At 71.5% G+C, this 25,253-nt stretch carries 21 protein-coding genes; 14 read left to right on the top strand and 7 right to left on the bottom strand.

Annotated elements, in window-relative coordinates; translation table 11 throughout:
* Positions 1–42: 42 nt before the first annotated feature.
* Entirely contained in the window at positions 43–1,218 is a 1,176-nt protein-coding gene (locus F6W97_RS37620) for a metallophosphoesterase (RefSeq protein WP_230687301.1), read from the bottom strand.
* 185 nt (positions 1,219–1,403) lie between these two features.
* Here F6W97_RS37620 and F6W97_RS37615 point away from each other — a divergent pair, with 185 nt between their 5' ends.
* The 4 genes from F6W97_RS37615 (at position 1,404) to F6W97_RS37600 (ending at position 5,264) form a co-directional block, all read left to right on the top strand.
* A complete protein-coding gene (locus tag F6W97_RS37615; RefSeq protein ID WP_230687300.1) occupies positions 1,404–2,243 on the top strand; it encodes an NAD-dependent epimerase/dehydratase family protein in 840 nt (279 codons plus the stop codon).
* A 70-nt stretch (positions 2,244–2,313) separates the two neighbouring features.
* Positions 2,314–2,814 (top strand): hypothetical protein, encoded by a 501-nt coding sequence (locus F6W97_RS37610; protein WP_155375357.1) that lies wholly within the window; start codon positions 2,314–2,316, stop codon positions 2,812–2,814.
* 153 nt (positions 2,815–2,967) lie between these two features.
* Entirely contained in the window at positions 2,968–4,332 is a 1,365-nt protein-coding gene (locus tag F6W97_RS37605) for a lysine N(6)-hydroxylase/L-ornithine N(5)-oxygenase family protein (RefSeq protein ID WP_155375356.1), read from the top strand.
* Between the two features lie 89 nt (positions 4,333–4,421).
* Positions 4,422–5,264 (top strand): SAM-dependent methyltransferase, encoded by an 843-nt coding sequence (locus tag F6W97_RS37600; RefSeq protein ID WP_155375355.1) that lies wholly within the window; start codon positions 4,422–4,424, stop codon positions 5,262–5,264.
* A gap of 35 nt (positions 5,265–5,299) precedes the next feature.
* Here F6W97_RS37600 and F6W97_RS37595 read toward each other — a convergent pair whose 3' ends face one another.
* Entirely contained in the window at positions 5,300–5,563 is a 264-nt protein-coding gene (locus F6W97_RS37595; protein WP_155375354.1) for a hypothetical protein, read from the bottom strand.
* A 363-nt stretch (positions 5,564–5,926) separates the two neighbouring features.
* Here F6W97_RS37595 and F6W97_RS37590 point away from each other — a divergent pair, with 363 nt between their 5' ends.
* Together F6W97_RS37590 and F6W97_RS37585 are read left to right on the top strand one after the other, a co-directional pair.
* On the top strand, positions 5,927–6,160 hold the full coding sequence (locus F6W97_RS37590; protein WP_155375353.1) for a DUF397 domain-containing protein: 234 nt from the start codon (positions 5,927–5,929) through the stop codon (positions 6,158–6,160).
* A gap of 82 nt (positions 6,161–6,242) precedes the next feature.
* Positions 6,243–7,124 (top strand): helix-turn-helix domain-containing protein, encoded by an 882-nt coding sequence (locus F6W97_RS37585; RefSeq protein WP_155375352.1) that lies wholly within the window; start codon positions 6,243–6,245, stop codon positions 7,122–7,124.
* Positions 7,125–7,128: 4 nt separating this feature from the next.
* Here the strand turns inward: F6W97_RS37585 and F6W97_RS37580 are convergent, their stop codons facing one another.
* From F6W97_RS37580 to F6W97_RS37570, 3 genes are all read right to left on the bottom strand, one after another.
* The gene (locus tag F6W97_RS37580; protein ID WP_230687299.1) at positions 7,129–8,550 is read right to left on the bottom strand and encodes an ATP-binding protein; all 1,422 of its coding nucleotides are present in this window, start codon (positions 8,548–8,550) and stop codon (positions 7,129–7,131) included.
* Entirely contained in the window at positions 8,547–10,205 is a 1,659-nt protein-coding gene (locus F6W97_RS37575; RefSeq protein ID WP_155375351.1) for an NAD(P)/FAD-dependent oxidoreductase, read from the bottom strand. Before F6W97_RS37575 ends, F6W97_RS37580 begins: the two co-directional genes overlap by 4 nt.
* 79 nt (positions 10,206–10,284) lie before the next feature.
* Positions 10,285–11,265, bottom strand: coding sequence for a phosphotransferase family protein (locus F6W97_RS37570; RefSeq protein WP_155375350.1), 981 nt, complete (start codon positions 11,263–11,265; stop codon positions 10,285–10,287).
* A gap of 330 nt (positions 11,266–11,595) precedes the next feature.
* On the opposite strand from F6W97_RS37570, the gene F6W97_RS37565 reads away from it, so the two are divergent.
* The 4 genes from F6W97_RS37565 to F6W97_RS37550 all read left to right on the top strand — a co-directional run bounded on the left by F6W97_RS37565 (position 11,596) and on the right by F6W97_RS37550 (position 18,520).
* Complete coding sequence (locus F6W97_RS37565; RefSeq protein ID WP_155375349.1) at positions 11,596–13,551, top strand: cellulase family glycosylhydrolase; 1,956 nt, start codon at positions 11,596–11,598, stop codon at positions 13,549–13,551.
* Between the two features lie 188 nt (positions 13,552–13,739).
* Positions 13,740–16,538, top strand: a complete 2,799-nt coding sequence (locus F6W97_RS37560; protein WP_155375348.1) for a glycoside hydrolase family 9 protein — start codon at positions 13,740–13,742, stop codon at positions 16,536–16,538.
* Positions 16,539–16,609: 71 nt separating this feature from the next.
* Positions 16,610–17,143, top strand: a complete 534-nt coding sequence (locus F6W97_RS37555; RefSeq protein WP_155375347.1) for an LURP-one-related/scramblase family protein — start codon at positions 16,610–16,612, stop codon at positions 17,141–17,143.
* Between the two features lie 117 nt (positions 17,144–17,260).
* On the top strand, positions 17,261–18,520 hold the full coding sequence (locus tag F6W97_RS37550) for a vanadium-dependent haloperoxidase (protein ID WP_155375346.1): 1,260 nt from the start codon (positions 17,261–17,263) through the stop codon (positions 18,518–18,520).
* Positions 18,521–18,566: 46 nt separating this feature from the next.
* On the opposite strand, the gene F6W97_RS37545 is transcribed toward F6W97_RS37550, so the two are convergent.
* A complete protein-coding gene (locus F6W97_RS37545) occupies positions 18,567–20,372 on the bottom strand; it encodes a glycoside hydrolase family 15 protein (RefSeq protein WP_155375345.1) in 1,806 nt (601 codons plus the stop codon).
* Between the two features lie 175 nt (positions 20,373–20,547).
* On the opposite strand from F6W97_RS37545, the gene F6W97_RS37540 reads away from it, so the two are divergent.
* Positions 20,548–21,753: a hypothetical protein gene (locus F6W97_RS37540; RefSeq protein ID WP_155375344.1), complete on the top strand. Its 1,206-nt coding sequence runs from the start codon at positions 20,548–20,550 to the stop codon at positions 21,751–21,753.
* A 130-nt stretch (positions 21,754–21,883) separates the two neighbouring features.
* Here F6W97_RS37540 and F6W97_RS37535 read toward each other — a convergent pair whose 3' ends face one another.
* On the bottom strand, positions 21,884–22,684 hold the full coding sequence (locus tag F6W97_RS37535; RefSeq protein ID WP_155375343.1) for a metallophosphoesterase family protein: 801 nt from the start codon (positions 22,682–22,684) through the stop codon (positions 21,884–21,886).
* A gap of 521 nt (positions 22,685–23,205) precedes the next feature.
* On the opposite strand from F6W97_RS37535, the gene F6W97_RS37530 reads away from it, so the two are divergent.
* The 3 genes from F6W97_RS37530 (at position 23,206) to F6W97_RS37520 (ending at position 25,180) form a co-directional block, all read left to right on the top strand.
* A complete protein-coding gene (locus tag F6W97_RS37530; RefSeq protein WP_155375342.1) occupies positions 23,206–23,865 on the top strand; it encodes a LysE family translocator in 660 nt (219 codons plus the stop codon).
* Positions 23,866–24,007: 142 nt separating this feature from the next.
* A complete protein-coding gene (locus F6W97_RS37525; protein ID WP_230687298.1) occupies positions 24,008–24,847 on the top strand; it encodes an alpha/beta hydrolase in 840 nt (279 codons plus the stop codon).
* Between the two features lie 87 nt (positions 24,848–24,934).
* Positions 24,935–25,180, top strand: a complete 246-nt coding sequence (locus F6W97_RS37520) for a hypothetical protein (RefSeq protein ID WP_155375341.1) — start codon at positions 24,935–24,937, stop codon at positions 25,178–25,180.
* The last annotated feature ends 73 nt before the right edge of the window (positions 25,181–25,253 follow it).

The raw sequence follows: 25,253 nt of genomic DNA, 5'->3' as shown, positions 1-25,253 counted from the left end.
CCGGATCGTGCCCCGCCCGGCCCCCGGGCCGCGGGGTGATGCTCAGGCGCTGCGGAGGGTCAGCTCGGTGATCTCGCTGGGGGCGAAGACGCGCAGGGGCGGGCCCCAGAAGCCGGTGCCGCGGCTGGTGTAGAGCTGGGTGCGCTCGCCGTGGCGGGACAGGCCCTGCACGGCGGGCTGGTCCAGGCGCACCAGGTAGTGGAACGGCCAGATCTGGCCGCCGTGGGTGTGCCCGGAGATCTGCAGGTCCACGCCGTGCGCGACGGCCGCGGTGATCTGCTTGGGCTGGTGCGCGAGCAGCAGCACCGGCAGGTCCGGGTCGGTCCCGGCGAGCGCTGCCGCATGGTCCATCGAGTGCCCGGTACGCGAATGCGACGCGGTGATGTCGTCGACGCCCGCCACCACCAGGCGGTCCCCGCCGCGCTCGACCACCAGATGCCGGTTGTGCAGGCACTCCCAGCCCAGCTGCTGCATGTGCGCGAGCCACCCCTCGGCCTCGCCGTAGTACTCGTGGTTGCCGGTCACGTAGGTGCGGGCCAGCTTGGCGCGGATGTCGCCGAGCGGCGCGGCCTGGGCGGTGCGCTGCGCCACGGTGCCGTCGGCGATGTCGCCGGTGTGGCAGACGATGTCGGGGTCCAATGCGTTGACCGCTCTGGTGACTCCGGCTGACCAGCGGGAACGCTCGATCGGGCCGTAGTGGGTGTCGGTCAGCAGGACGACCTTGAGGCCGTCGAGGCCTTTGCCGAGCCGGGGCAGGACGACTTCGACTCGGCGCACCCGCGGCACGCGCATGGCTTCGGCGTACCCCCAGACGACCAGGACCAGGGCGACCGCCGCGACCGCCGTGGCGGTGATGCGGGAGCGCAGCGGGTCGGCGACGCCGCCGACGGCCAGCGCGGCCCGCAGCACGTTGCCGAGCAGCGCCCACACGAACAGCACCCAGATCACGCCGAGTGTGGTGTCGGCGATCCGGGACGCCCGGTCGTTGCCCCGGGCGTGGCCCTGGAACATCAGGAAGGGGAAGGCCAGCGCGGCCAGGCCGAACAGCGCGGTGCCGGCGGCGACCACCGGGGTCGGCCAGTGCGCGCCGGACAGCAGCAGGGTCCACCACGGCACGCCGAACAGCAGGCCCAGCACGGTGGTCACGGTCAGGCCGAACAGCAGCGGTCGCAGGGACCGCCGTGCCGGGGCGGCCTGGACGGCCTCGCCAGTCGACACGTGTACTCCTTGTTCAAAGGTCGGACTGCCAAGCATGCCACGCCCGGACCAACACGCCGGTACAGCCGCTGCCGGGCGATTTGTCCGGTTTATCGCGGCCAGGCCGCTGGGGATTGTGGTTGCGGGGCCGCGGCCGGGTAGAACGGTGTCGTGATCAATCGTTGTGGGACCGGATGGTGGCGTCAGTGAACCGGGTGCTGGTGACCGGAGCGGCGGGGCGTCTCGGGCGGGCCACCCTCGACCTGCTCGCTCGCGAGGGGGTCGCCGCAACGGCACTCGACCTGCACGATCCCGGCGGCCTGCCGGCCGATCGGTTCGTGGTCGGCGACACCGGCGACGTGCGGGCGGTCCGCGAGGCGCTGTCCGGGGTGGATGCTGTGGTGCACTGCGCCGCGATCCCGTCGCCGACCCTCGGCACGCCCGAGGACGTGTTCTGCGGCAACACCCGCAGCACGTTCACCGTGCTGGAGCAGGCGGCACAGGCCGGGGTGACCCGGGCGGTGCTGGCCGGCAGCCAGTCCGCGCTGGGGTTCGCCTGGTCGCCGCAGCCGATCGCGCCCCGCTACCTGCCCGTTGACGAAGCACATCCACTGCTGGCCGCGGACCCGTACGCGCTGAGCAAGCAGGTCGACGAGCAGATCGGCCAGATGATCGCGCGCCGCTACGGCATGACCGTGGTGACGCTGCGGTTCCCGCTGCTGGGCGGCATGACCGAGCGCCTGCCCACGTTCGCCTCGCACTACCGGGCCGACCCGGTGCAGGGGGCCCGCTCCCTGTGGGCGTACCTGGAGGACCGCGACGCGGCGACGGCGAACTGGCTGGCACTGACCCGGCCGCTGGCCGGCGCTCACGAGATCTTCGTGGCGGCCCCGATCACGCTGGCCGCGCTGCCCACCGAGGAGCTGCTCGACCGCTTCCACCCGGAGGTGCCGCGGCGCGCGCCGATGCCGGGCCGCACCGTCCCGTTCGACCTGTCCCTGGCCGACCGCCTGCTCGGCCTGGTCCCGGAGCACCTGTACGGGTGAGCCGGCAACGTTTCGTGAAGGTTCGGTGGCGAGGACGGCGCGAACCGTCTCTCGTTGATCAAATGGCCGCATGACGCCTGAGGAGATCAGAATCGCGGCCACCGCCGACCGGGCACTGGCCTACGCGTGCCGTGGCCTGCCGATCGGGTTGGCCATGACCGTGCTCCTGGCCCTGCTGGTGCACTTCGCCGACGTCGCGTTCGCGGTCGACACGGCGTCGGCCGAGGACGCCGCGATGGGCTCGCCGCTGGTCCCGGCGGCCCGGGTGTTCCTGCTCGCGTTGCTCGGTGTGCCCGGCGGGCTGCTGGCCGGGCTGCTGCTGGCCCGGATGTTGCGGCTGCCGCGGCCGTGGGCTGTCTCATTGCTGGGTATGGCCGCGGGCGGCCTGCTGCTGTGCGCGGGGGCCCGGTTCGGCATGGCTGAGGCGGACCCGTTCTGGCTGCTGCCGGCATTCCTGCTCACGTCCGCGTACGCCGGGGCCGCAGCGGTGTCCGCCTTCGGTGGCCGCCCAGGCGACGCGGGATCGGCGCAGGCCGGACGTGAAGAAGTGCTGATCCGCCTCGACTCCTGAGGTTTGCCTTGCCTAATTCACTGTCGTGGATGAGAATTCCATTCACGACCTGCATTGCAAGCGGCCCCGTATTGGCAAGCCGATTGGCGTAGGTTAGCCTAACCTAAGTGTCGGCGAGGAAGCGCGCCGGCGATGCTTAGGAACGGGACCCCAATGACAGAACAATCGTTTGGCGGGGATGTCGTACACGACATCGTGGGCGTCGGATTCGGTCCGTCCAACCTGGCCCTGGCCATCGCCGCCGCGGAGAGCCCGGCCCCGGTCAGCGCCGTCTTCCTGGAACGGCAGGCCGCATTCGGCTGGCACCGCGGCATGCTGCTCGACGACGCGACCATGCAGGTCTCGTTCATGAAAGACCTGGTCACCCTGCGCAACCCGGCGAGCCGGTTCAGCTTCCTGTGCTACCTGCACAGCCGGGGCCGCCTGATCGACTTCATCAACCACAAGAGCCTGTACCCGCTGCGGGTCGAGTTCCACGACTACCTGGAGTGGGCGGCGGCGCAGGTCAGTGGCATGGTCCGGTACGGCCACGAGGTCATCGACGTGCACCCGGTGTACGAACGCGGCCGGGCCGACCATCTGATGGTGGTGGCGCAGGGCCCGCGTACCGCGACGGCGCTGCGGGCGCGCAACGTGGTGTTCGCGACCGGCCTGTCCCCGCAGCTGCCGGACGGCGTCGCGCCGTCGCCGCGGGTCTGGCACACCCAGGACCTGCTGCACCAGGTCGGGCAGTGGTCCGGCGCCAAGCGGTTCGTGGTGGTCGGCGCGGGCCAGAGCGCGGCCGAGGCGACCGCGTTTCTGCACGAGCGCTTCCCGTCGGCCGAGATCTGCGCGGTCTTCTCCCGGTACGGCTACAGCCCGGCCGACGACAGCCCGTTCGCCAACCGCATCTTCGACCCGGGCGCGGTCGACGACTTCTTCACCGCGCCGCAGCAGACCAAGCAGATGCTGCTGGACTACCACCGCAGCACGAACTACTCGGTGGTCGACCTCGACCTCATCAACGACCTCTACCGGCGGGTGTACCAGGAGAAGGTGCTCGGCCAGGAGCGGCTGCGGATCTTCAACGCGAGCCGGATGACTGCCGTGCACGACGACGGCGACCGGGTGCGGGTCGAGGTGTCCTCGCTGCTCACCGGCGAGCGTACGGCGCTGGACGCGGACATCCTGGTGTGCGCTACCGGCTACCGCCAGGCCGATCCGTCGGGCCTGCTCGGCGACCTCGCCGGGCACGTGCTCCGCGACGGTGACGGCCGCCTTGTCGCAGGGCGCGACTACCGGTTGTCGGCCGGGTCCGAGCTGGTCTGCGGGGTGTACCTGCAGGGCGGCACCGAGCACTCGCACGGCATCACGTCGTCGCTGCTGTCGGCGACCGCGGTGCGGGCGGGGGAGATCCTGCAGTCCGTTCTGGACCACCGGGACGGTCCTGCGGCCACGCTCACCGCGGAGGTGCCTGCGCTGATCGCCCGCCCACGGGCTGCCGTGGCGCAACCGGCCGTCCTGGGTGGAGCACTGTGATGATCTCTCCGTAGCACTTCCGTGGCACTGGGTGTGGCCTGGCGTGTCCGTGCGGGTCTATGCTTCCGCTGCATTCACCACGACGGTCAATGGAGGCGTCAGTGTCGCAGGACGGCGGTTCGGGTGCGGGCGGCGAGGAGGTCGCGCCTCCGGGCGTCGACACGAGGACGCCGCACTCGGCGCGGATGTACGACTGGTGGCTGGGCGGCAAGGACAATTTCGCCGCGGACCGGGCCATGGGTGACGCCTTCATCCAGGCGATCCCCACCATCAAGACGATGGCCAAGGAGAACCGGAGGTTCCTCGGCCGCGCGGTGAAGTACCTGGTCGCCGACGTGGGCATCCGGCAGTTCCTGGACGTCGGCACCGGCATCCCGACGCGGCCCAACCTGCACGAGGACGCGCAGGCCATCGCCCCGGAGACCCGGGTGGTCTACGTGGACAACGACCCGATCGTGCTGGCCCACGCGCGGGCGCTGCTGGTCAGCTCGCCGGAGGGCCGCAGCGAGTACATCCACGCCGACCTGCGCAAGCCGCAGGAGATCCTGTCCGACCCCGCGCTGCTGCAGACGCTGGACCTGAGCAAGCCGGTGGCGCTGATGATGGTCGCCGTGCTGATGCTGCTCAAGGACACCGAGGACCCGTGGGGCCACACCCGCGAGCTGATGGATGCGCTGCCCTCGGGCAGCTACCTCACCATCACCCACCCGGGCCGCGAGTTCGACGAGGAGGCGATGGAGGTCATCCGCTCCTCGGCCGAGCGCGGCGGCATGACGGTCATCCCGCGCACCAAGGTGGACGTGGCGCGTTTCTTCGAGGGCTGGGACCTGGTCGAGCCGGGCGTCGTGCCGGTCATGGCCTGGCACCCCGACAGCGAGCTGGAAGACCCGAACGGCGCCTTCTACTGGGCGGGCATGGCCCGCAAGCGCTGACCTGCAGGACCCGCCCCGCGGTGACCTGAGGAGGGTCAGACGTAGCTCAGCGCGTCGATCGACAGGTCGATGCGGTCGCGCCGCGCCACGTAACGCGCGGTTCTGATCTCGACTTCCGTGCCGCGGGCGGTGGATGAGCGGCAGATGACGGTGGCGGCGTGGCTGCTCGCTTCGTACACGATGCCGGCGCGCCACTGGCCGTCGCGGTACACCCAGACCCGGTCGTGGGGCGCGTACGCGTCGGCGGGTACGACGTCGGCCACGGCTCGCGAGTCGGGGTGTGTCTTCGGTGGTGCCATGGATCGGTCGTCCTCCTGTGGGGCGGAACATTCCGACGTGGCTCGCGCCGGTTTGCCGGCGACTCCCCACGTCCGTGGATCAGGCCGCCTTCGGTCACACCGCGTAACGCGACGCGCCCGGGAGGTAGCCGCATCCCGAGAAAGGCTGAGCCTGCCGGTCCGGGAGGGTCCGTGCCGTCTGCCCAGGTGGAGGGGGTAGCGCCGCCGAAGGGGTGGCCAACAGTGGCGCTTCCATTGACTGTGTTCGCTTAGCCGACCCCATGATGCACGGCTATCCTGTGCAAAAGCAAGCGCTGATGCACGTGCAGATGATCGTGTCATCTGCACGGGGCCTTGCTTTCTCTCTGGGGGCGGAGGATCGCGATGACGCATATCCACGGCGGTGCACAGGAGCTCGCCGCGGTCGCGTGGCGCAAGAGCGTGCGCAGTGGGGCTGACGGGAACTGTGTGGAGATCGGCAGGCTGCCCGGGGGGTCGGGGTTCGCCGTACGCCATTCGCGGGACCCGCTGGGGCCCGTGCTGATCTACACCCGGGCGGAGATGAACGCGTTTCTGCTGGGTGTGTACGACGGGGACTTCGACGATCTACTTTCTTGACCGTTGATTCTCGACAGTCGGCCCGTGCTTTGCGACAGTATGCGCAGGAGATCACGCGGGCGGGCAGGCGGAGGGCGCACGAATGGCGGCAGACCCGGAGAGTGGGTCGGGCGGCGGTCCTACCGTGTTGCGAATGCTCCTCGGAGCACAGCTACGGCGGTTGCGGGAGTCCCGCGGGATCAGCCGGGAGGACGCGGGCTGGCAGATCCGCGCCTCGGAGTCGAAGATCAGCCGGATGGAGCTGGGCCGGGTCGGCTTCAAGGAGCGTGACGTCGCCGACCTGCTCACCTACTACGGGGTGACCGACGAGGCCGAGCGGGAGGCGATGGCCGCCCTGGCCCGGCAGGCCAACGAGCCGGGCTGGTGGCACCAGTACGGCGACGTCTACCCGGCCTGGTTCCAGTCCTATCTGGGCCTGGAGTCGGCCGCGCAGATCATCCGGACGTACGAGGTGCAGTTCGTGCCCGGTCTGCTGCAGACCGCCGACTACGCCCGGGCGGTCATCATGCTGGGCCACGGCGGCAAGCCGGAGCCCGAGGTGAGCCGCCGCGTCGAGCTGCGGATGACCCGCCAGCAGATCCTGCACCGGCAGAACCCGCCGCACCTGTGGGCCGTGGTCGACGAGGCGGCGCTGCGCCGGCCGGTCGGCGGGCGGGCGGTGATGCGCAGCCAGATCGCGGCGCTGCTGAAGGTGACCAAGCAGCCGAAGGTCACGCTGCAGGTGATGACGTTCGACAAGGGCGGCCACGCGTTCAGCAGCGGGGCGTTCTCGCTGCTGCGCTTCCCCGACCACGACCTGCCCGACGTGGTCTACCTGCAGCAGCTGACCAGCGCGCTCTACCTCGACAAACGCGAGGACGTCGAGCAGTACGTCACCGTCATGGAGCAGCTGTGCGTGGACGCGGCGCCGCCCCAGGACACCCCGGCCATCCTGGAGGGCATCCTGCGGGACCTGGACCGCTGAGTCTTCACTCGACGGGCGTCTCCTGGATCGGCAGCAGCACCCGGAACCGGGTGTCGCCCGGCTCCGAGCTCACCTTGATGTCGCCGTGGTGCTTGTTGACCACGATGCGGTACGAGATGTCCAGGCCCAGCCCGGTGCCCTCGCCGACCGGCTTGGTGGTGAAGAACGGCTCGAAGATGCGCGGCCGGATCGCCGGGTCGATGCCGCCGCCGGTGTCGCCGATCTCCACGAACACGCAGTCGTTCTCCCGGCCGGTGCGGATGGTGAGCGTGCCGGCGCCGTTCATCGCGCCGAGCGCGTTGTCGATGAGGTTGGTCCAGACCTGGTTCAGCTCCGCGGCGTACGCGGGGATCTTCGGCAGGGTCCGGTCCAGCTCCTTGACCACGGTGAGGTCCTTGGTGACCTTGCCGGCGAACATCGCCAGGGTCGCCTTGACCAGGTCGTTGACGTCGACCTCCTGGTACGGCGCGCGGTCCAGCTGCGAGTACTGCTTGGCCGCGGCGACCAGGCCGGAGATGCGGGAGACCGAGTCCTCGATCTCGCCCATCAGCAGCTCGGTCTCCAGGGTGTAGGTCAGCCAGCGCACCGCGGACTCGAAGTTCTCCGCGCCGACGGTGCTGGACACCTGCTCCAGCCACTCCTGGTCGACGCCGCCCGCGACCAGCGTCGGGGCGATGTCCCACGCGCCGGTGATGTCGCGCTCCTCCAGCCAGTCGGCCAGCGCGTCCTCGGCGTCGGAGGTCTGCACCGGGGTGAGCTGGGCCGCGCCGTCGATCCGCTTGACGGCCTCCTCCTGCAGGTCGACGAGCTGGCGCAGCCGGGTGCCGTCGAGCCGCCCGTCGGCGATCAGCGACAGCTTGTGCCGCATCCCGGCGACCCGCTGGCGCAGCACGGCGGTGGCGCGCACGGCGGCCGCGGCGGGATTGTTCAGCTCGTGGGTGAGCCCGGCCGACAGCGAGCCCAGGGCCAGCAGGCGCTCGCGCTCGCCGACCAGGGTCTGCATGCTGCGCATGCCGAAGAACAGGCCTTCGAGCAGGTGCATCGCCATCGGGAACCAGTCGCGCATGACGATGCCGAAGTCGGCGGCAGGCAGCACGAAGAACTCGGTGTCGGAGACGGCCAGCATGGAGTGCACGTACTTCTGGGGCACCCGGTCGCCGAGGTAGGCCTGGGTGGCTCCGGCGTACACGCCGCGCTGGTCGGTGCGGCTGACCTCGATGCTGTCGCCGTGCACCTGCCGGCTGAGCGCGACGGTGCCCGACAGCAGCACGTAGAAGCAGGTGGCCTCGTCGCCCTCGGCGAAGACGGGACCGGCGGGGATGCATTCGACGCGGCCGTGTTCGGCCAGCCAGGTGAGCTGGCCGTCGTCGAGCGACTCGAACAGGAACAGCTCGCGCAGCAGCTCGGGGGTGAGTTCGGTGGTCACTGCCCCTCCAGGTATCGGTGTACGAGTGAGATGGCCATGGCGCCCTCGCCGACGGCGGAGGCGACGCGCTTGACCGAGTCGGACCGCACGTCGCCGGCGGCGAACACGCCGGGCACGCTGGATTCCAGGTGATAGGGGTCGCGGGACAGCTGCCACCCGGCCGGGCGCTTGCCGCCGGACAGCAGGTCGGGCCCGGTCAGCACGAACCCGTGCTCGTCGCGGGCCACCACGCCGTCCAGCCAGTCGGTGCCCGGCTCCGCGCCGATGAAGATGAACAGCCAGGAGGCGTCGACCGTGCTCTCCTGCCCGGTCCGGGTGTCGACCAGGGTGATGCGTTCCAGGTGGTCGTCGCCGCCGCCCTCGCGGACCTGGGTGTACGGGTGCACCGTGATGTTCTCGATCGCCTCGATCTGGTCGATCAGGTAGCGCGACATGGACCGGCGCAGGTCCTCGCCGCGGATGAGCATGTGCACGTGGCTGGCGTACCGGGAGAAGTAGACGGCGGCCTGGCCGGCCGAGTTGGCCCCGCCGATGATGTACACCTCTTCGTCCTTGCAGCCGGGCGCCTCGGTGGCCGCCGAGCCGTAGAACACGCCGCGGCCGGTGAGGTCCGCGCAGCCGGGCACGTCGAGCATCCGGTACGACACGCCGGTGGCCAGCACCACGCTGTGCGCGGCGATGCGGCTGCCGTCGGAGAAGTGCACGACGCGGGCGGAGCCGCAGGTCTCCAGCGCGGTGACCTCGCGGGCCGACAGCAGCTCCGCGCCGAACTTCAGCGCCTGGCGGCGGGCCCGCTCGGTGAGCTGCGCGCCGGACACGCCGTCGGGGAAGCCGAGGTAGTTCTCGATGCGGCTGCTCTGCCCGGCCTGCCCGCCGGTGGCCCGGCGCTCGACGAGCACGGTGCGCAGGCCCTCGGAGGCGGCGTACACGGCCGAGCCGAGCCCGGCGGGGCCTGCCCCGACCACGATCACGTCGTAGAAGTCCGAGGCCGGGGTGGTGGTCAGGCCGATGTTGGCGGCGAGTTCGGCCTCGTTGGGCTGCACGAGCGTCTTGCCCTCGGCGGTCACCACGAGCGGCACGTCGTCGGCGGTCAGCCCGGCTGCGGCCAGCAGGCGTGCGCCTTCGGGGTCGTCGGCGACGTACCAGCGGAACGGGACCAGGTTGCGGGCGAGGAAGTCGCGGACCTTGTAGGAGTGCGCGGACCAGCGGTGGCCGACCACCCGCAGCTCGGCGGTGGCCGCGTCCGGGGTCGCCAGCCATGACTGCAGCAGGTCGTCCACGACGGGGTAGAGGTGCTCCTCTGGCGGGTTCCACGGCTTGAGCAGGTAGTGGTCCAGGTCGACCAGGTTGATCGCGTTGATCGCCGCATCGGTGTCGGCGTACGCGGTCAGCAGCACCCGGCGGGCCCGCGGGTAGAGGTCCATCGCCGATTCCAGGAACTGGATGCCGTTCATCTGCGGCATCCGGTAGTCGGCCAGCAGCACGGCGACCTGCTGGCCGCGCAACTTCAGCTCACGCAGCGCGTCCAGGGCCTCGGCCCCCGAACTGGCCCGCACCACCCGGTAGTTCTCGCCGTAGTGCCGGCGCAGGTCACGTGCCACCGCGCGGGAGACGTTCGGGTCGTCGTCCACGGTCAGGATCGCGGGAGTGCTCATGTCACCTATCAAAACACCTTTACGGGGCCTTTCCATGGCGAGTTGATCACAATGGCATCACCGGTCACGCCTGTAACTTTCATGCCGCTGCGAGGGTGTCCAGATCCGCGGCGAGCCGTCCGCCGGCGAAGGCCAGCAGCTCCCCGTTCTCCTTCTCGGGGTAGCCGCGCACGGCCGTCTCCGCGACCAGGATCAGCCACAGGTAGATCTGGTACAGGGTGAGCCGGGTCTGCTCGGCGGTGGTCAGCGCCCGGCCCAGGAACCCGTCGACCGTGGCCGCGACCTGGTCGTCGGGCACCCATGAGATCAGCGAGACGAGCTCGGCGACCGGGTCGCCGTAGAACGCGCGTTCGCCGTCGATGACGGCTTCGACTCGCCAGCCGTCGCCGTCGGGCAGCACGAACACGTTGCCGTCCCAGAGGTCGAAATGGACCAGCGCGGGCACGGTCACCGCGTCGAGCAGCGGCGCGTGGCATACGACCAGCTCGCGGATCTCGTCGGCGGGCCGGGGCAGCGGCCGGTCGGTGGCCGTCGCGTCGGCCAGGATGTCGTCGACGAAGCACAGGAACGACTCCCGCCAGGACGCCGAGCGGGTGCGTCCGTCGCGGCGCGGGTAGCCGAAGCGCTCGCCGGTGACGGCGGTGACCGCCGCGGCGATGCGGCCCAGCTCATGACGCACCGCGAGCACCTGCTCGGCGGCCATCGTCTGCTTGGCCTGCTCGAAGGAGACCCCGCGGAGCCGGTCCATGACCATGACCCCGCCCTCGGCGTCGGCGTGCCACATCTTCGGCAGCGGCACGCCCGCGGCGGCGGCCCGCTCGAAGAACTCGATCTCGGTGTGCATCAGGTCGACCTCGTAGGTCAGCATCGTCAGGCCCTTGTCGGGCGCGACCTTCAGCACCACCTCGCGGCCGTCTTCGAGGCGCACCGCGTGGGCGGCGTTGAAGTAGCCGTCCGTGAACTCCTCGTGCCCGGCGACGACCGCGTGCTCGCCCAGACACTGCCTGATCAGGCGGGCGATGTCGGCATCGGACAGCACGGGCTTGGTGATACTGCGCATGGGTCGGATGATGTCGTGAGAGCGCTTCCAGTCGCAAGGTCGGCCGTGCCGGTCGAGGCGCGGGATTGACGGAGACTGTTGCGTCCGGGTTACGGGAGCCTTACGCTCCAACACAAATGGGAGCGCTCCCGTTCACGGTCGTCGATGTCTGGTCTACTCCGGACGGTCGTCGGCACGGTCGGGAGCCGGGCGGACCCGCCTAGGCGGGCCGTCCGCGCCACCCTCGGTGCCCGCCGGGGGAGCGGGCGTACCCGGCCCGTGAATGGGAGCGCTCCCGATCTGTGGGCGGCACCGATCGCCGCCCGCACCACCGCTTCCGGAAGGTTCTCCATGGCACTCACCAGGAAGGCGGGGATCAGCAGGCGACTGCGCATCCCCCTCGCGCTGGCCACGCTGGCCACCACGCTGGCGGCCGGCGCGGCCGTGCTCGCCCCGACCACCGCCGCGGCCGCGGTGCCGGAGAAGGACTGGCTGCACGTCCAGGGCAACAAGGTCGTCGACGAGGCCGGTAACGAGGTGTGGCTGACCGGCGTCAACTGGTTCGGCTTCAACGCCTCCGAGCGGGTCTTCCACGGCCTGTGGTCGGGCAACATCACCACCATCACCAAGGGCATGGCCGACCGCGGCATCAACCTGGTCCGCGTGCCGATCTCCACCCAGCTGCTGCTGGAGTGGAAGGCCGGGCAGACGGTCGCCGCGCCGAACGTGAACACGTACGCCAACCCCGAGCTGGCCGGCAAGAACAACCTGCAGATCTTCGACTACTGGCTGCAGCTGTGCGAGCAGTACGGCATCAAGGTCATGCTCGACGTGCACAGCGCCGAGGCCGACAACTCCGGTCACATCCACCCGGTCTGGTGGAAGGGCACCATCACGACCGAGCAGTTCTACCAGGGCTGGGAGTGGGTGACCAACCGGTACAAGAACAACGACACCATCGTCGCGATGGACATCAAGAACGAGCCGCACGGCACGCCCAACCAGCCCCCGCGGGCCAAGTGGGACAACAGCACCGACCAGGACAACTTCAAGTACGCCTGCGAGACCGCGGGCAAGCGCATCCTGGCCATCAACCCGAACGTGCTGATCCTGTGCGAGGGCATCGAGGTCTACCCGCGCCCCGGCGAGACCTGGAACTCCCCGAACACCGACCCTGACCTGACGCCGAACTACTTCTACAACTGGTGGGGCGGCAACCTGCGCGGTGTGCGCACCAACCCGGTCAACCTGGGCGCCAACCAGGACCAGCTGATGTACTCCCCGCACGACTACGGCCCGCTGGTCTACGAGCAGCCGTGGTTCCAGGGCACGTTCGACAAGGCCTCGCTGACCAACGACGTGTGGCGGCCGAACTGGTTCTACATCCACGAGGACGGCATCGCGCCGCTGCTCGTCGGCGAGTGGGGCGGCCGCCTCGGCCAGGACGCCCGCCAGGACAAGTGGATGACCGCGCTGCGGGACCTGATCGTGCAGTACCGCCTGCACCAGACGTTCTGGGTGCTCAACCCGAACTCCGGCGACACCGGCGGCCTGCTGCTCGACGACTGGGCCACCTGGGACACCGCCAAGTACAACCTGCTCAAGCCGGCGCTGTGGCAGCACCAGGGCAAGTTCGTCAGCCTCGACCACCAGGTGCGGCTCGGCGGCGCGACCAGCACCACGGGCTACAACCTCGCCGACGTGTACGGCGGCGGGGGCACCGGCGGCGACACCATCGCCCCGTCCGCGCCCGGCAACCCGTCCGTCACCGGCGTCACCAGCAGCTCGGTGTCGCTGTCCTGGGGCGCGGCCACCGACAACACCGGCGTCACCGCGTACGAGGTCTACCGCGCCGGGACCAAGGTCGCGACGGTCTCCGGGCTGACCTACACCGACACGGGGCTGTCCGCGTCGACCGCGTACCAGTACACGGTGCGGGCACGGGACGCGGCGGGCAACGTCTCGGCGGCGTCGGCGGCGGTCACCGGCACCACGTCCGGCGGCGGCGGGGGCGGCAGCGGCTGCACCGCGACCGTGCGGGTGACCGGCTCCTGGCAGGGCGGCATGCAGGGTGAGGTCACCGTGACCAACACCAGCACCATGACGTCGGCGGCCTGGTCGGTCGTGCTGAACATCCCGGCGACGCTGACCATCAGCAACCTGTGGAACGGCAACCGGACCGGCAACACGGTCACCAACGCCCCGCACAACGGCTCGCTCGCGCCCACGGCGAGCACGACCTTCGGGTTCGTGGCCACCGGCTCCGGCACGGTCACCGTGACCAGCTGCGCCATCGCGGTGCCGTGACCACCCCGGCCGGCGGTGGGCCCCTCCCCGCCGCCGGCCGGTCCCGCCTGTCCGATGCGGCCCGTCAGGGCCTCGCGCCCTGATCCGGGGCCCGGCCGGGCCGCCCGGCCCGCGGGACGCGCCGTCCTCCCCGGCGCGTTCCGCGGGCGCGGGAACGCCGACCATCCAGCCGATCACTGGAGTCAACGATGAAACGTCCGTCCTTCCGGCGGCTTCGCCTGGTGCTCGCCACCGCGGCCGCCGCCCTCCTGCTCCCGCTGCCCGCCGCGCCCGCGGCGGCCGACGTCGACACCAGCCCGGTCCGGGTCAACCAGATCGGCTACCTCACCGGCGCCGACAAGATCGCCACGGTGGTGGCCACCGGCGGCGCCCGTGCCTGGCAGGTGCGCCAGGCGAGCGGCGGGACCGCCGTCGCCTCCGGCACCACCACCGTGTACGGCAGCGACCGCGCCTCCGGCGACACGGTTCAGCAGGCCGACTTCACCGCGCTGACCACGCCCGGCGACTACGTGCTGTGGGTCGACGGCGTCGGCACCAGCGTGCCGTTCACGATCTCGGCGTCCTCGCTCTATCCGGCCCTGGGCCGCGAGGCGATGCAGTACTTCTACTTCCACCGCATGGGCGCGGCCGTCGACGGCCAGTTCCTGCAGAACGCCGGGCACGCCCACGCCGCCCTGCACCCCGGCGACGAGTCGGTGCCCTGCTTCAACAGCTGGTGCGGCAGCCAGCGGCTGAACGTGCGCTACTCCTGGGCCGACGCGGGCGACTTCGGCATCTACACCGTCAACCACGCCGTGTCGGCGTGGACGCTGCTCAACCTGCTGGAACGGGAGCCCGCCGCGTACGGCGACGGCTCGCTGTCGATCCCGGAGCGCGCCAACGGCCGGCCGGACCTGCTGGACGAGGTCGAGTTCGGCTCGCGCTGGATGGCGGGCCTGCTGCCGTCGACCGGCCTGGCCTCGCACAAGGTGCACAACCACGCCTGGAGCGCGTTCCCGGTGACCTCGGTCGACTCCGAGAACGGGCTGGCCCGCTCGGCGATGGGCCCGTCGACGAACGCGACCTACGCGGTGGCGCGGACCAACGCGCAGCTCGCGCGGGTGCTGGCGCCCTATGACGCGGCTCGTGCGGCGACGCTGTGGGGCATCGCGAAGGACGCCTGGACCAGGGCCGAGGCGCAGCCGAACGTGGACTACAACACCACCTCCGACGCCGATGGCGGCGGCGACTACGGCGACACGAAGAACAGCGACGACCGGTACGCGGCCGCGGCCGAGCTGTACCTGACCGCGCTCAAGCGCGCCGACTCCGCCGTGTCCGGCTACCGCACCGCGGTCACCGGGTCGCCGCACTACCGGGAGATGGGTCAGTTCGACTGGGCCGAGGTCGCCGCGACCGGGACGCTGTCGCTGGTCAGCGTTGCCAACGATCTGCCCGCCGCGGACCTTTCGACGATGCGCGCGAACGTGCGCGCCTTCGCCGACCAGATCGTCACCACGCTGCGGGGCGAGGGCTATCCGTCGCTGATCGGCGGGGCCTCGGCGTACCCGTGGGGCTCGAACTCGTTCATCGCCAACCGGATGCTGGTGCTCGGTGTGGCCTACGACGACTCGGGCAGCCTGGCCTACCTCAAGGCGATGAACCGGGCCATGGACTACCTGATGGGCAACAACGCGATGCGCCTGTCGTACGTCACCGGCTACGGCGAGTACAGCGAGAGCGACCTGCACGACCGCTGGGCGTGGGGGAAGTATCCGGGGCTGGCGTACCCGAAGGGCTGGCTGGCCGGCGGGCCGAACAATGAGCTGATCAACGACCCGGCCACGCCCACCGGCCGCCCGGCCGCGAAGTCCTACGCGCCGAAGAACACCGCGCCCGACGCGTGGGGCTCCAAGGAGAACACGATCAACTGGAACGCCCCGCTGGCCTGGGTCGCCACCTACCTGGACCGCAACGCGGCCGACCTGACCGGCGGCACGCCGCCCGACGTCACCCCGCCGACCGTGCCCGCGAACCTGCGCGTCACCGCGACGTCCGCGACGTCGGTCGGGCTGGCCTGGGACGCGTCCACCGACAACGTGGGCGTGGTCGGCTACGACGTGTACCGCGGCACGGCCAAGGTGGGCACGCCGACCGGCACGTCCTACACCGACACCGGCCTGACCCCGTCGACGGCGTACCAGTACACGGTCCGGGCGCGTGACGCGGGCGGTTACGTGTCGGCGGCGTCGACGGCGGTGACCGCGACGACGCAGAGCGGCGACGTGGTGCCGCCCGCCGCGCCGCAGAACCTGCGGGTCACCGCCACGGGCAGCAGCACCCTCACCATCACCTGGGACGCGGTGCCGACCGCGGTGAGCTACGCCGTGCGGCGCGGGAGCGTCCAGGTGGCCGTGGTGACCGGGACGTCGTACACCGACACCGGGCTCAGCCCGAGCACCGCGTACACGTACACGGTGCAGGCCCGCAACGCCGCCGGTGACCCGTCCGTGTGGTCCGCGCCGATCACCGCGACCACGACGGCGCCGCCGACCGGGGGCGGGCTGACGGTCCGCTACAAGAACAACGACGGCTCGCCGACGGACAACTCGATCCGCTTCGGCGTACAGGTCGTCAACAGCGGCACCGCCGCGATCGGCCTGACCACGGTCACCGCCCGCTACTACCTGACCCGCGACGGGGCGGCAGGCGTGACGGTGTACTGCGACTGGGCCCAGGTCGGCTGCGCGAACGTGCGCACCACCGTGGTGAACCTGGCCACGCCGGTCGCCGGGGCGGACACCTACGTCGAGATCGCGTTCACCGGCGGCACGCTCGCCGCGGGGGCGTCGACCGGAGAGGTCCAGCTGCGGCTGCACAAGGCCGACTGGAGTCCGTTCAACGAGGTCGGCGACTACAGCCGCGGCGCCAACACCGCGTTCGCGGACGCGCCCGCCATCCCCGGATACGCGGGCGGCGTGCTCTCCTGGGGCACCCCGCCGGCGTGACCGGCCGCCCGGGGCTCCCCCCGCCAGGGGAGCCCCGGGCACCTTTGCCCGCACCCCCTAGGGTGCGCGGTATGTCCCTCACCCAGCCGTTCACCGGCACCCTCTACCTGCCCGACAAGGTGGTGCCGACCGGGACGTCGCCGGTCGTGCTCGCCGACGGGCAGACCGTGGCACTGGTCCAGTACCACTTCTGGACGGTGCGGCAGCGGTTCGGCATCCTCGACCCGGCCGGGAACCCGGTCGCCGACGGCGTCGCGCGGGGCATGACCGGGCGCACGTACGAGGTCACCGCCCCGTCCGGGGCCAGGGTCGTCGAGCTGCGGCTGGGCTTCTGGCGGCCGATCGACGGCGCGGTGGTCACCCTGGCGAGCGGGCGCACCGTCGAGGTGATGAAGACCAGCATCTGGTCGGACCGCCGGTTCGAGTTCGCCGCGGGCGGGCGGCCGTTCGGCCGGATCACCCCGACGACCGGGGTGCTGACCTTCCATCCGGACTCGTACGCGTTCGAGCTGTCCGCGCCGGTGATGTCGGCCCTGGAAGCGATCTGCCTGGCGCAGGCACTGCGCACGGCGGTCCGTGCCATGCGGCAGGCAGCAAGCGGCTGACCTGCATCTTTCCGGTGAACCGCCGGTGCGGTAGGTTCGTTTTCCGGTCATAAGACTGCACAATGGACACGTTGCTGCCGGCCCATCCGGGGCGGGCACGTGCCCCCGGGAGAGTTCATGCGGCTCCGATCCCGCCGTACCGGCGCAGTCCTCACCGTCCTCACCGCGTCGGCTGCGGCCCTCGTCCCCGCCGGTGCGCCCGCGGTCGCGCTGTCCGCGGTCAACGCGGTCGTGACCTGGAACCAGCACACCGAGGAGACGATCCGCAACGCCGGGCCGTTCATCCCGCACGTCGCCCTGATCAACCGGGCGATGGTGCACGGGGCGGTCTACGACGCGGTCAACGGCATCACCCGCACCCACCGGCCGTACCTGGTGCAGGTCGAGGCGCAGCCGGGCGACTCGGTCGACGCCGCCACCGCCACCGCCGCCTTCCGGATGCTGGCGCACCTGTTCCCGGCCCAGGCCACGGCGCTGCAGGGCAAGTACGACACCGCACTGGCCGCCGTGCCCGACGGCCCCGCGAAACTGGGCGGCATCACCGACGGCGAGCAGGCCGCGGCCGCGATGATCGCCGCGCGCACCGGCGACGGGCGCGGCGGCCCGGCCGACGTGGTGATCGGCACCGAGCCGGGGCAGTGGCGGCCCACGCCGCCCGCGTTCGCGATCGACCCGGCCCCCTGGGCGGGCAACGTCAAGCCGTTCCTCGTCCCCGACGTCGCGGCGCTGCGCTCGGCCGGGCCGAACCCGCTGACCAGCGCGGCGTACGCGGAGGACTTCAACGAGGTCAAGTCGGTCGGCTCGCGTACCAGCACCACGCGCACCGCCGACCAGACCGACGCGGCCCGCTGGTGGGCCGCGGTGCCGCAGGAGGCGATGCTGCGCGCGCTGGCCACCGGCCACGGGCTGTCCGCCGACGACAGCGCCCGGCTGTTCGCCCAGGTCGGACTGTCCACCGCGGACGCCGTGATCGCGTGCCACAACGACAAGGCGCACTGGAAGTCCTGGCGGCCGGTCACCGCGATCCAGGAGGCGGCCGACGACGGCAACCCGGCCACCGAACCGGACCCGTCCTGGACCCCGCTGCTGGACACCCCGCCCTGGTACGAGCACTCGTCCGGGCACTCCTGCAACATCTCCGCCTGGTCGTACGCGCTGACCGACTTCTTCGGCACCGACCAGGTCGCCTTCTCCGGCTTCAACGCGGTCACCGGCACCACCCGCAGCTTCACCCGGTTCTCGCAGGCCCGCAAGGAGATCATCGACGCCCGCGTGTGGGCCGGCATCCACTTCCGCACCGCCGACCACCACGGCGCGGTCATCGGCAAGAAGGTCGCCTTCTACGGCGCGAAGCACTACTTCCAGCCGGTCGCGTGAACCACCGGTTCCCTCATCCGGTCCCCGTCCGGATGAGGGAACCGGGTCACTCGCGGGGCCGGTTCTCCTCCGGCCCCATCGCGTCGGCGAGGTGGCGCGCGGTGTCGATCAGGGGCACGTGGCTGAACGCCTGCGGGAAGTTGCCTACCTGGCGGCGCGCGTCGGAGTCGTACTCCTCGGCCAGCAGTCCCACGTCGTTGCGCAGCTCCAGCAGCCGCTCGAACAGGTCGCGGGCCTCGTCCACGCGCCCCATCAGGGCGTAGTTCTGCGCCAGCCAGAACGTGCAGGCCAGGAACGCGCCCTCGCCGGGCGGCAGGCCGTCCACGGTGGCATCCGGGTGCTGCTCCGGCTGCTGGGTGTAGCGCTGCACGAAGCCGTCCTTCATCAGCTCGCGCTCGATCGCGGCGACCGTGCCGCGCACCCGCTCGTCGGTCGCGGGCAGGAAGCCGACCAGCGGCATCATCAGCAGCGACGCGTCCAGCTCCACCGAGCCGTAGTACTGCGTGAACGTCTGGCGGATCGGGTCCCAGCCCTTGGCGAGGATGTCGGCCCGGATCTGCTCACGCAGTTCCCGCCAGTGCTCCACCGGGCCGGTCTGGCCGAACTGCTCGGCGTCCTTGACCGCGCGGTCGGCGGCGACCCAGGCCATCAGCTTGGAGTGGGTGAACTGCTGCGCCCCGCCGCGCACCTCCCAGATGCCGTCGTCGGGCCGGGTCCAGTTCTCCGACACGAAACTCATCAGCGCCCGCTGCAGATCCCAGGTGTGCTGGTCGTACTCCAGCCCGGCCTTGCGGGCCTGGTGCAGCGCGTCCATGACCTCGCCGTACACGTCGAGCTGGAACTGCTCGGAGGCGGCGTTGCCGATGCGCACCGGCTTGCCGCAGTAGCCGGGCAGCCACTCCGCGATGCGCTCGGTGAGCAGGCGCTCGCCCGCGACGCCGTACATGATCTGCAGCTTGGAGGGGTCGCCCGCGATGGCCCGCAGCAGCCAGGACCGCCAGGCCCGCGCCTCGTCGACGAACCCGGCGTACATCAGCGACTGCAGGGTGATGGTGGCATCGCGCAGCCAGCAGTAGCGGTAGTCCCAGTTGCGCACCCCGCCCAGCTGCTCGGGCAGCGAGGTGGTCGCCGCGGCGACGATGCCGCCGGTCGGACCGTAGGTCAGGGCCTTGAGGGTGAGCAGGGAGCGGACCACCGCCTCACGCCACGGCCCCTCGTAGGTGCAGCCGGCGATCCACTCCTCCCAGTACGAGACGGTGCCCTCCAGGGCCACTATCGGGTCCACCGGGTGCGGGGTGGGCAGGTGCGACTCGCGCCAGGTCAGCACGAACGGCACGTGGAAGCCCGCGCCGACGCTGAAGTCGGCGACCGTCGCCAGGTTCTCCCCGTGCAGCGCGACCGGGGTGCGCAGCCACACCGCGTCCGGTCCGGCGATGGCCACCGTGTCCGTGTCGACGCGGCGCACCCAGGGCACGACGTGCCCGTAGTCGAAGCGCAGCCGCAGGTCCATCCGCATCGGCACCCGGCCGTGCACGCCCTCGACGATGCGCACCACGTCGGCGGCCTCGCCGCGCGGCGGCATGAAGTCGACCAGCCGTACGGTGCCCTCGTCGGTGTCGAACTCCGTCTCCAGTACGAGCGTGTCGCCGCGGTAGCGCCGCCGCACCGCGCGGATCGGGGTGGCCGGGGCGATCTGCCAGCGGCCGTGTTCGGGTTCGCCAAGCAGCGCCGCGAAGATCGCGCCGGAGTCGAACCTGGGCAGGCAGAGCCAGTCGATCGACCCGTCGTTGCCGACGAGTGCCGCGGTCTGGGTGTCGCCGATGACCGCGTAGTCCTCGATGCGAAGTGGCATGGCAACGACGTTACCCGTGTACGCGGCGGTGTAACGGTTCCGATCCCGACAGCGTCCGATCTCATGTTTCGGCAGCTGGAGCGCCGACTTGAGCGATTGCTCAAAAGGCACTATCCTCTGGCTTGAGCGAGTGCTCAAACAGCCTCGCCGCCCCCCTCGCCCCCCGGAGCCTGCCATGAGCCAGCTGCCCGCGCAGCCCGCCTCGCCCGATCCCGACGCTTCGCCGCGGCCGGATGCCCCGCCCGATGGGGACGGCGTCGCCCCGCCCGCCGCACCCGCGTCGCGCCGCCGCGGCGCGGCCCGGTGGGCGATCGCGGGATGCGCCGCCCTGCTCGTGGCCGCAGTGACCGCCGGCGCGATGCAGCTCGGCGGCGCCGCCTCCACCCCAGCCCCCGATACCGCACCCGCCTCGGTGCAGGCCGCTGCCGCCGACGCGCCGGTCGCCCCGATCGCGTTCACCGTGACGCCGCCCGCCCAGGCCCCGGTCTCCTTCGACCCGCTGGTGCGTTTCGCCCGCTTCGGGACGCTGCCCGCGGGCATGGTGCCCCGGACCACCCTCGTGCAGGCGGGGGAGCAGGGCGGATACACCATCGAGGCCGGGTTGCCGGAGCGCAGCATCGGCGCCCAGGTGGCGGTGACCTTCTTCCCGCGCGGTGTCACGCCGCACCGCGAGTGCTCGGCCGCCGCGAACCTGGTCCGCCCGCCGTCCGGAAGCAGGCCCACACCGACCGCGGACCTGGCCGCTCCGGCGGTGCAGGGCAAGCCCGCGAAACTGGTCGACGGGCGGCTGCGCTGGGAGTACGCACCCGGTGCGTGGGCGGAGGCGATCGGCAAGGACCTGGTCGACCGGGCCGGTGACGATACGCCGGCCGGCCTGCGCGCGCTGGCCGGGATCGTCGGCGACCTGCGCTACGGCATCGAGTCGCTGCGCTTCCCGCTGGTGGTCGGCGGCGTCCCGCAGGACCTGCACCTGGCTGCGGCGTCGGTGACCGAGCGCTCGAAGACCGGATGGAGCAGCGTCCTGATGTTCACGGCCGGACCCTACTGCGCCGGGAGCACGACACCGCAGTCCACGCTGGGCGTGCGGGCCGAGGCGATCATCCCCGGGTACGGCTGGACCGGCGACCGCAGCAACACGACCGTCGACGGCCGCCGCGCGGTCAAGCAGGAGTCCCCGACCGGCGCGACCGACCTGGCCGTGTACGGCGACCCCGGCCCGTTCGTGGCCGTGTCCAGCACCGACGCGGCGACCACGCAGCTGGTCGGCGGCGACGGCCTGGTCGGCCTCTACCGCCGCATCCAGGTGCTCGGCACCACCGACCTGACCACCATCGCCCAACCCGCCGACCAGACCCCCTGGACCACCGACCCCATCCGCTGACCCCGCCCCACCCCGCGGAAAGGAAGGGCACCTTCACATCGCTGTAGGTAGCGGAGGGGCACCTTATCGACGTGGGATGCGGTGCGCGCTGTGATGACCCCCAGCCCCGCCACCCGGGCGGGGCTGGGGGTCACTGGCCGGGCGTCAGCAGGACGGCGCGGGAGTCCACGTTGAGCACATGTCCGTCGCCCAGCGGCGACAGCGGTTCGGGCCAGTGCACGTGGCCGCAGACGGTCAGCGGCGGCCCGGCGCGGCGCACCCGCTCGGCGATCACGGCGTTGCCGCGCTGATCCGGTCGTCGGCCGGTCGGGCCCTCGTGCAGCACGAGCAGGTCGGGAGTGGTGGCCAGCGCCCGGTCAAGCCGGGTGAGCTGGTCGGGCTCGGCACGGCGGCCCGGCCGGGCGGGATCGCCGACGATGCCGCTCACACCGGCGAAGCGCATTCCGCCTCGGGTGACCGCGTCACCGTCGAGCGGGACCGGGGCCGGGTCCAGTCCGGCCAGATCGGACAGCCGCAGCACGTCGTGGTTGCCGAGCACACCCGTGACGAGCCGGCAACCGGCGGCGGCGAAGGCGAGCCAGACCTCGGCGACGTCACCGGACGCGCCGCGCACGTCGGCCGTGGGCGCGGAGTAGAGGTCGCCGGCGAGCACCACGGCGAGCCGGTCCGGTGGCGGCACGAGGCCCTGCTCCGCCCATCCGGCCAGGTGGTCGGCGAGCGCGACACCGAGCAGCACGGCTGCGCCGCCGTACGGCGACGGGGCGACGCCCTGCAGGTCGCCCGCGACCAGTACGCCGTCGCAGTCCTCGGGGACCCGTGCCACGGCCAGCCGCTGCACCGGCAGCCGCACCGACTCGGTGCCGCCGCCCGGCCGAGCCTGACGGTAGGCCAGTCCGGTCAAGGTTCTCAGCTCGATTCCGACCACGCGCATCGCCCGACGGTAGCGGCCGGCGGGCTTGACAGCGCAGCCGTTATCGCGCCGCTATTCGTCGTACAGCAGGTCGAAGCTGAGCTTGCCGGCCAGCGCGTGCCGCATCTCGCGCAGCCGGTGCTCGGAGTCTTCCACCAGGCAAGATCTCGTACGCGTAGCTGGCCGACCCGACCTGCGGGTTCTCCAGGATTTCCCGGTACAGCAGCCACACACCTTCCCGTGCGGCAGTCCGCACCTCGCCCAGGATGTCGTGAGGACAGCCGCGGGCTGGTCTCCGCGCTGACGCCAGGAGCGTCGGCGGCGTGCCTGTCGCCTCGACGCGATCAGGGTCTGCAGACCGTCGAGGATACGGTCCAGGTCGAACTCGAAAGCCTGGGTCCTGGCCGCCCTCGGCGGCTGCCGCGGCCATGGTCTCGGCCAGGACCGGGAAGCGTGCGCCGTGCCCGGGAAGCCCGAGGAGCCCGGCGAGCACGGTGATGGCGTCGAGGCGTTCGCCGCCGGACAATGAGAGACTGCGGTGCGTGACCATCACGTCGGCCGTCGTCTCGTTCGCGCTCGTCGCCGGAGTACTCACGATCATTCCCGGGGTGGACACGGCGCTGGTGCTACGCGTCGCAGTGGCGCGAGGCCGCCGGCACGCGTACGCCACCGCCGCGGGCATCTGCACCGGCGCGCTGGTCTGGGGCGCGGCCGCGGCCGCCGGAGTCTCCGCCCTGCTGCTGGCCGGCACGACCGCATACACCGTGATGCGCGTGGCGGGCGGGATCTATCTGGCCGTCATCGGCGTGCTGATGCTGCGCGACGCCTGGCGCTCCCGCCGCGCAGATGTCCCCGCCCCGGCCGCGATGACTCCGGCACCCGCGACCGGCTCGGCCCGGCGCGCCTTCGCCACCGGCTGCCTGACCAACCTGCTCAACCCCAAGGTCGGCCTCTTCTACGTCGCGATGCTCCCGCAGTTCCTGCCCGACGGCGTCGCCGCCCTGCCCATGGGCCTGCTGCTCGCCCTGGTCCACGACGTCGAGGCGATGGTCTGGTTCGCCCTGCTCATCGGCGGCATCGACCTGGCCCGCCGCTGGTGGACCGGCGACTCCGCCACGCCTGCCCGCATCCGCCGCCTCACCGACGCCCTCGCCGGCACCGTCCTCCTCACCCTAGGCCTCCGCTTAACCACCGACCGATGAAAGGAAGGGCACCTTCCCATCGCTATACGTAGAGGAAGGGCACCTTCTTAACTCAGGCCGTGGCGCGGGCTGCGGGGGAGGAGGTCAGCGCGCGGCAGGGGCGGACCGCCCGCCGCATCGGCTGCCGGGTGAGAATGGAGCGGTGCTGAAGGCCTCGTCGCTGGTACGCCCGGCGCTGATCGTGCTGCTGGTCATCGTGGTGCTGGTGACCGCGTTGTGGCTGCTGCAGCGACGGCTGATCTTCCTGCCGGACACCGCGCACCCCGGCCCGGCCGCCCAGACGATCCCGGGCGCGCACGACGTCACCCTGCACACCACCGACGGGTTGGCGCTGACCGCTTGGCTGGTGCCGCCGACCGGTGCGGACCGCGACCTGACCGTGCTGGTCGCCGGCGGCAACGCGGGCAACCGGGCCGGGCGGGCCCCGGTCGCGCGGGCGCTGTCGGCCCGCGGGTTCACCGTGCTGCTGATGGACTATCGAGGGTACGGCGGCAATCCGGGCAGCCCCAGCGAAGCGGGACTGGCCCTGGACGCCCGTGCGGCGTACCGCCACCTCGTGGACGAGGCGAAGGCGCGCCCGGACCGGATCATCTACTTCGGAGAGAGCCTGGGCTGCGCCGTGGTCACCGGCCTGGCCGTGGAGCATCCGCCCGCCGGACTGCTGCTGCGCTCGCCGTTCACGGACCTGGCTGCGACCGCCGCCGAACACTACCCGTTCCTGCCGGTACGCCTCATGCTGCGCGACCGGTTCCCGGTGGCCGCGCAGATCGCGGGGATCGCGGTGCCCACCGGCGTGGTGTACGGCACCGAGGACTCGGTCGTGCCTGCGGAGCAGAGCCTCGCGGTGGCGAAGGCGGCGGCAGGCGCGGTCGAGATCACGCCGGTCGAGGGCGCGGACCACAACGACGCGGTGCTCTTCGAAGGCGACGAGCTGATGGCCGCTGTCGACCGGCTCGCGGACCGGATCGAGGGCGAGGCCTGACCGGCGCCGCGGATGCGGGGCGGTGGAGCGTGCCCCGGCCGGATACGTTGCGGGTCGCATCACCTGCGGCGCTGACGGGAGCGGTCGATGGCATGGTGGAAGAAGCGCGACGTGACCGAACGGGTGCACGTGGCATATGTCGAGGACAAGGACAACTACCAGCCGTTCTACTGGGCGGTCTGCCAATGCGACTGGGTCGGCGAGCAGAGGCCGGACGAACCAGGGGCCAAGGAGGCCGCCTTCGCCGACGCACACGCGCACGCCGCGGTGCATGCGGAGATCTTTCCCATCGAGGTGGTGCCCGACGTCGCTTATCCGCTCGACGGGCCATGACACGCGGCGGCCGGCGTGGGCACGTGGCGGCAGCGCGGCGTGCTGAGAAGCGCGCACGATCGACTTCTGCTTT

It is taken from the genome of Catellatospora vulcania (assembly GCF_009720385.1).
Classification (GTDB): Bacteria; Actinomycetota; Actinomycetes; order Mycobacteriales; family Micromonosporaceae; genus Catellatospora; species Catellatospora vulcania.
The sequence above is the reverse complement of the archived record's forward strand: the minus strand, read 5'-3'. Positions and strand labels throughout refer to the sequence as shown.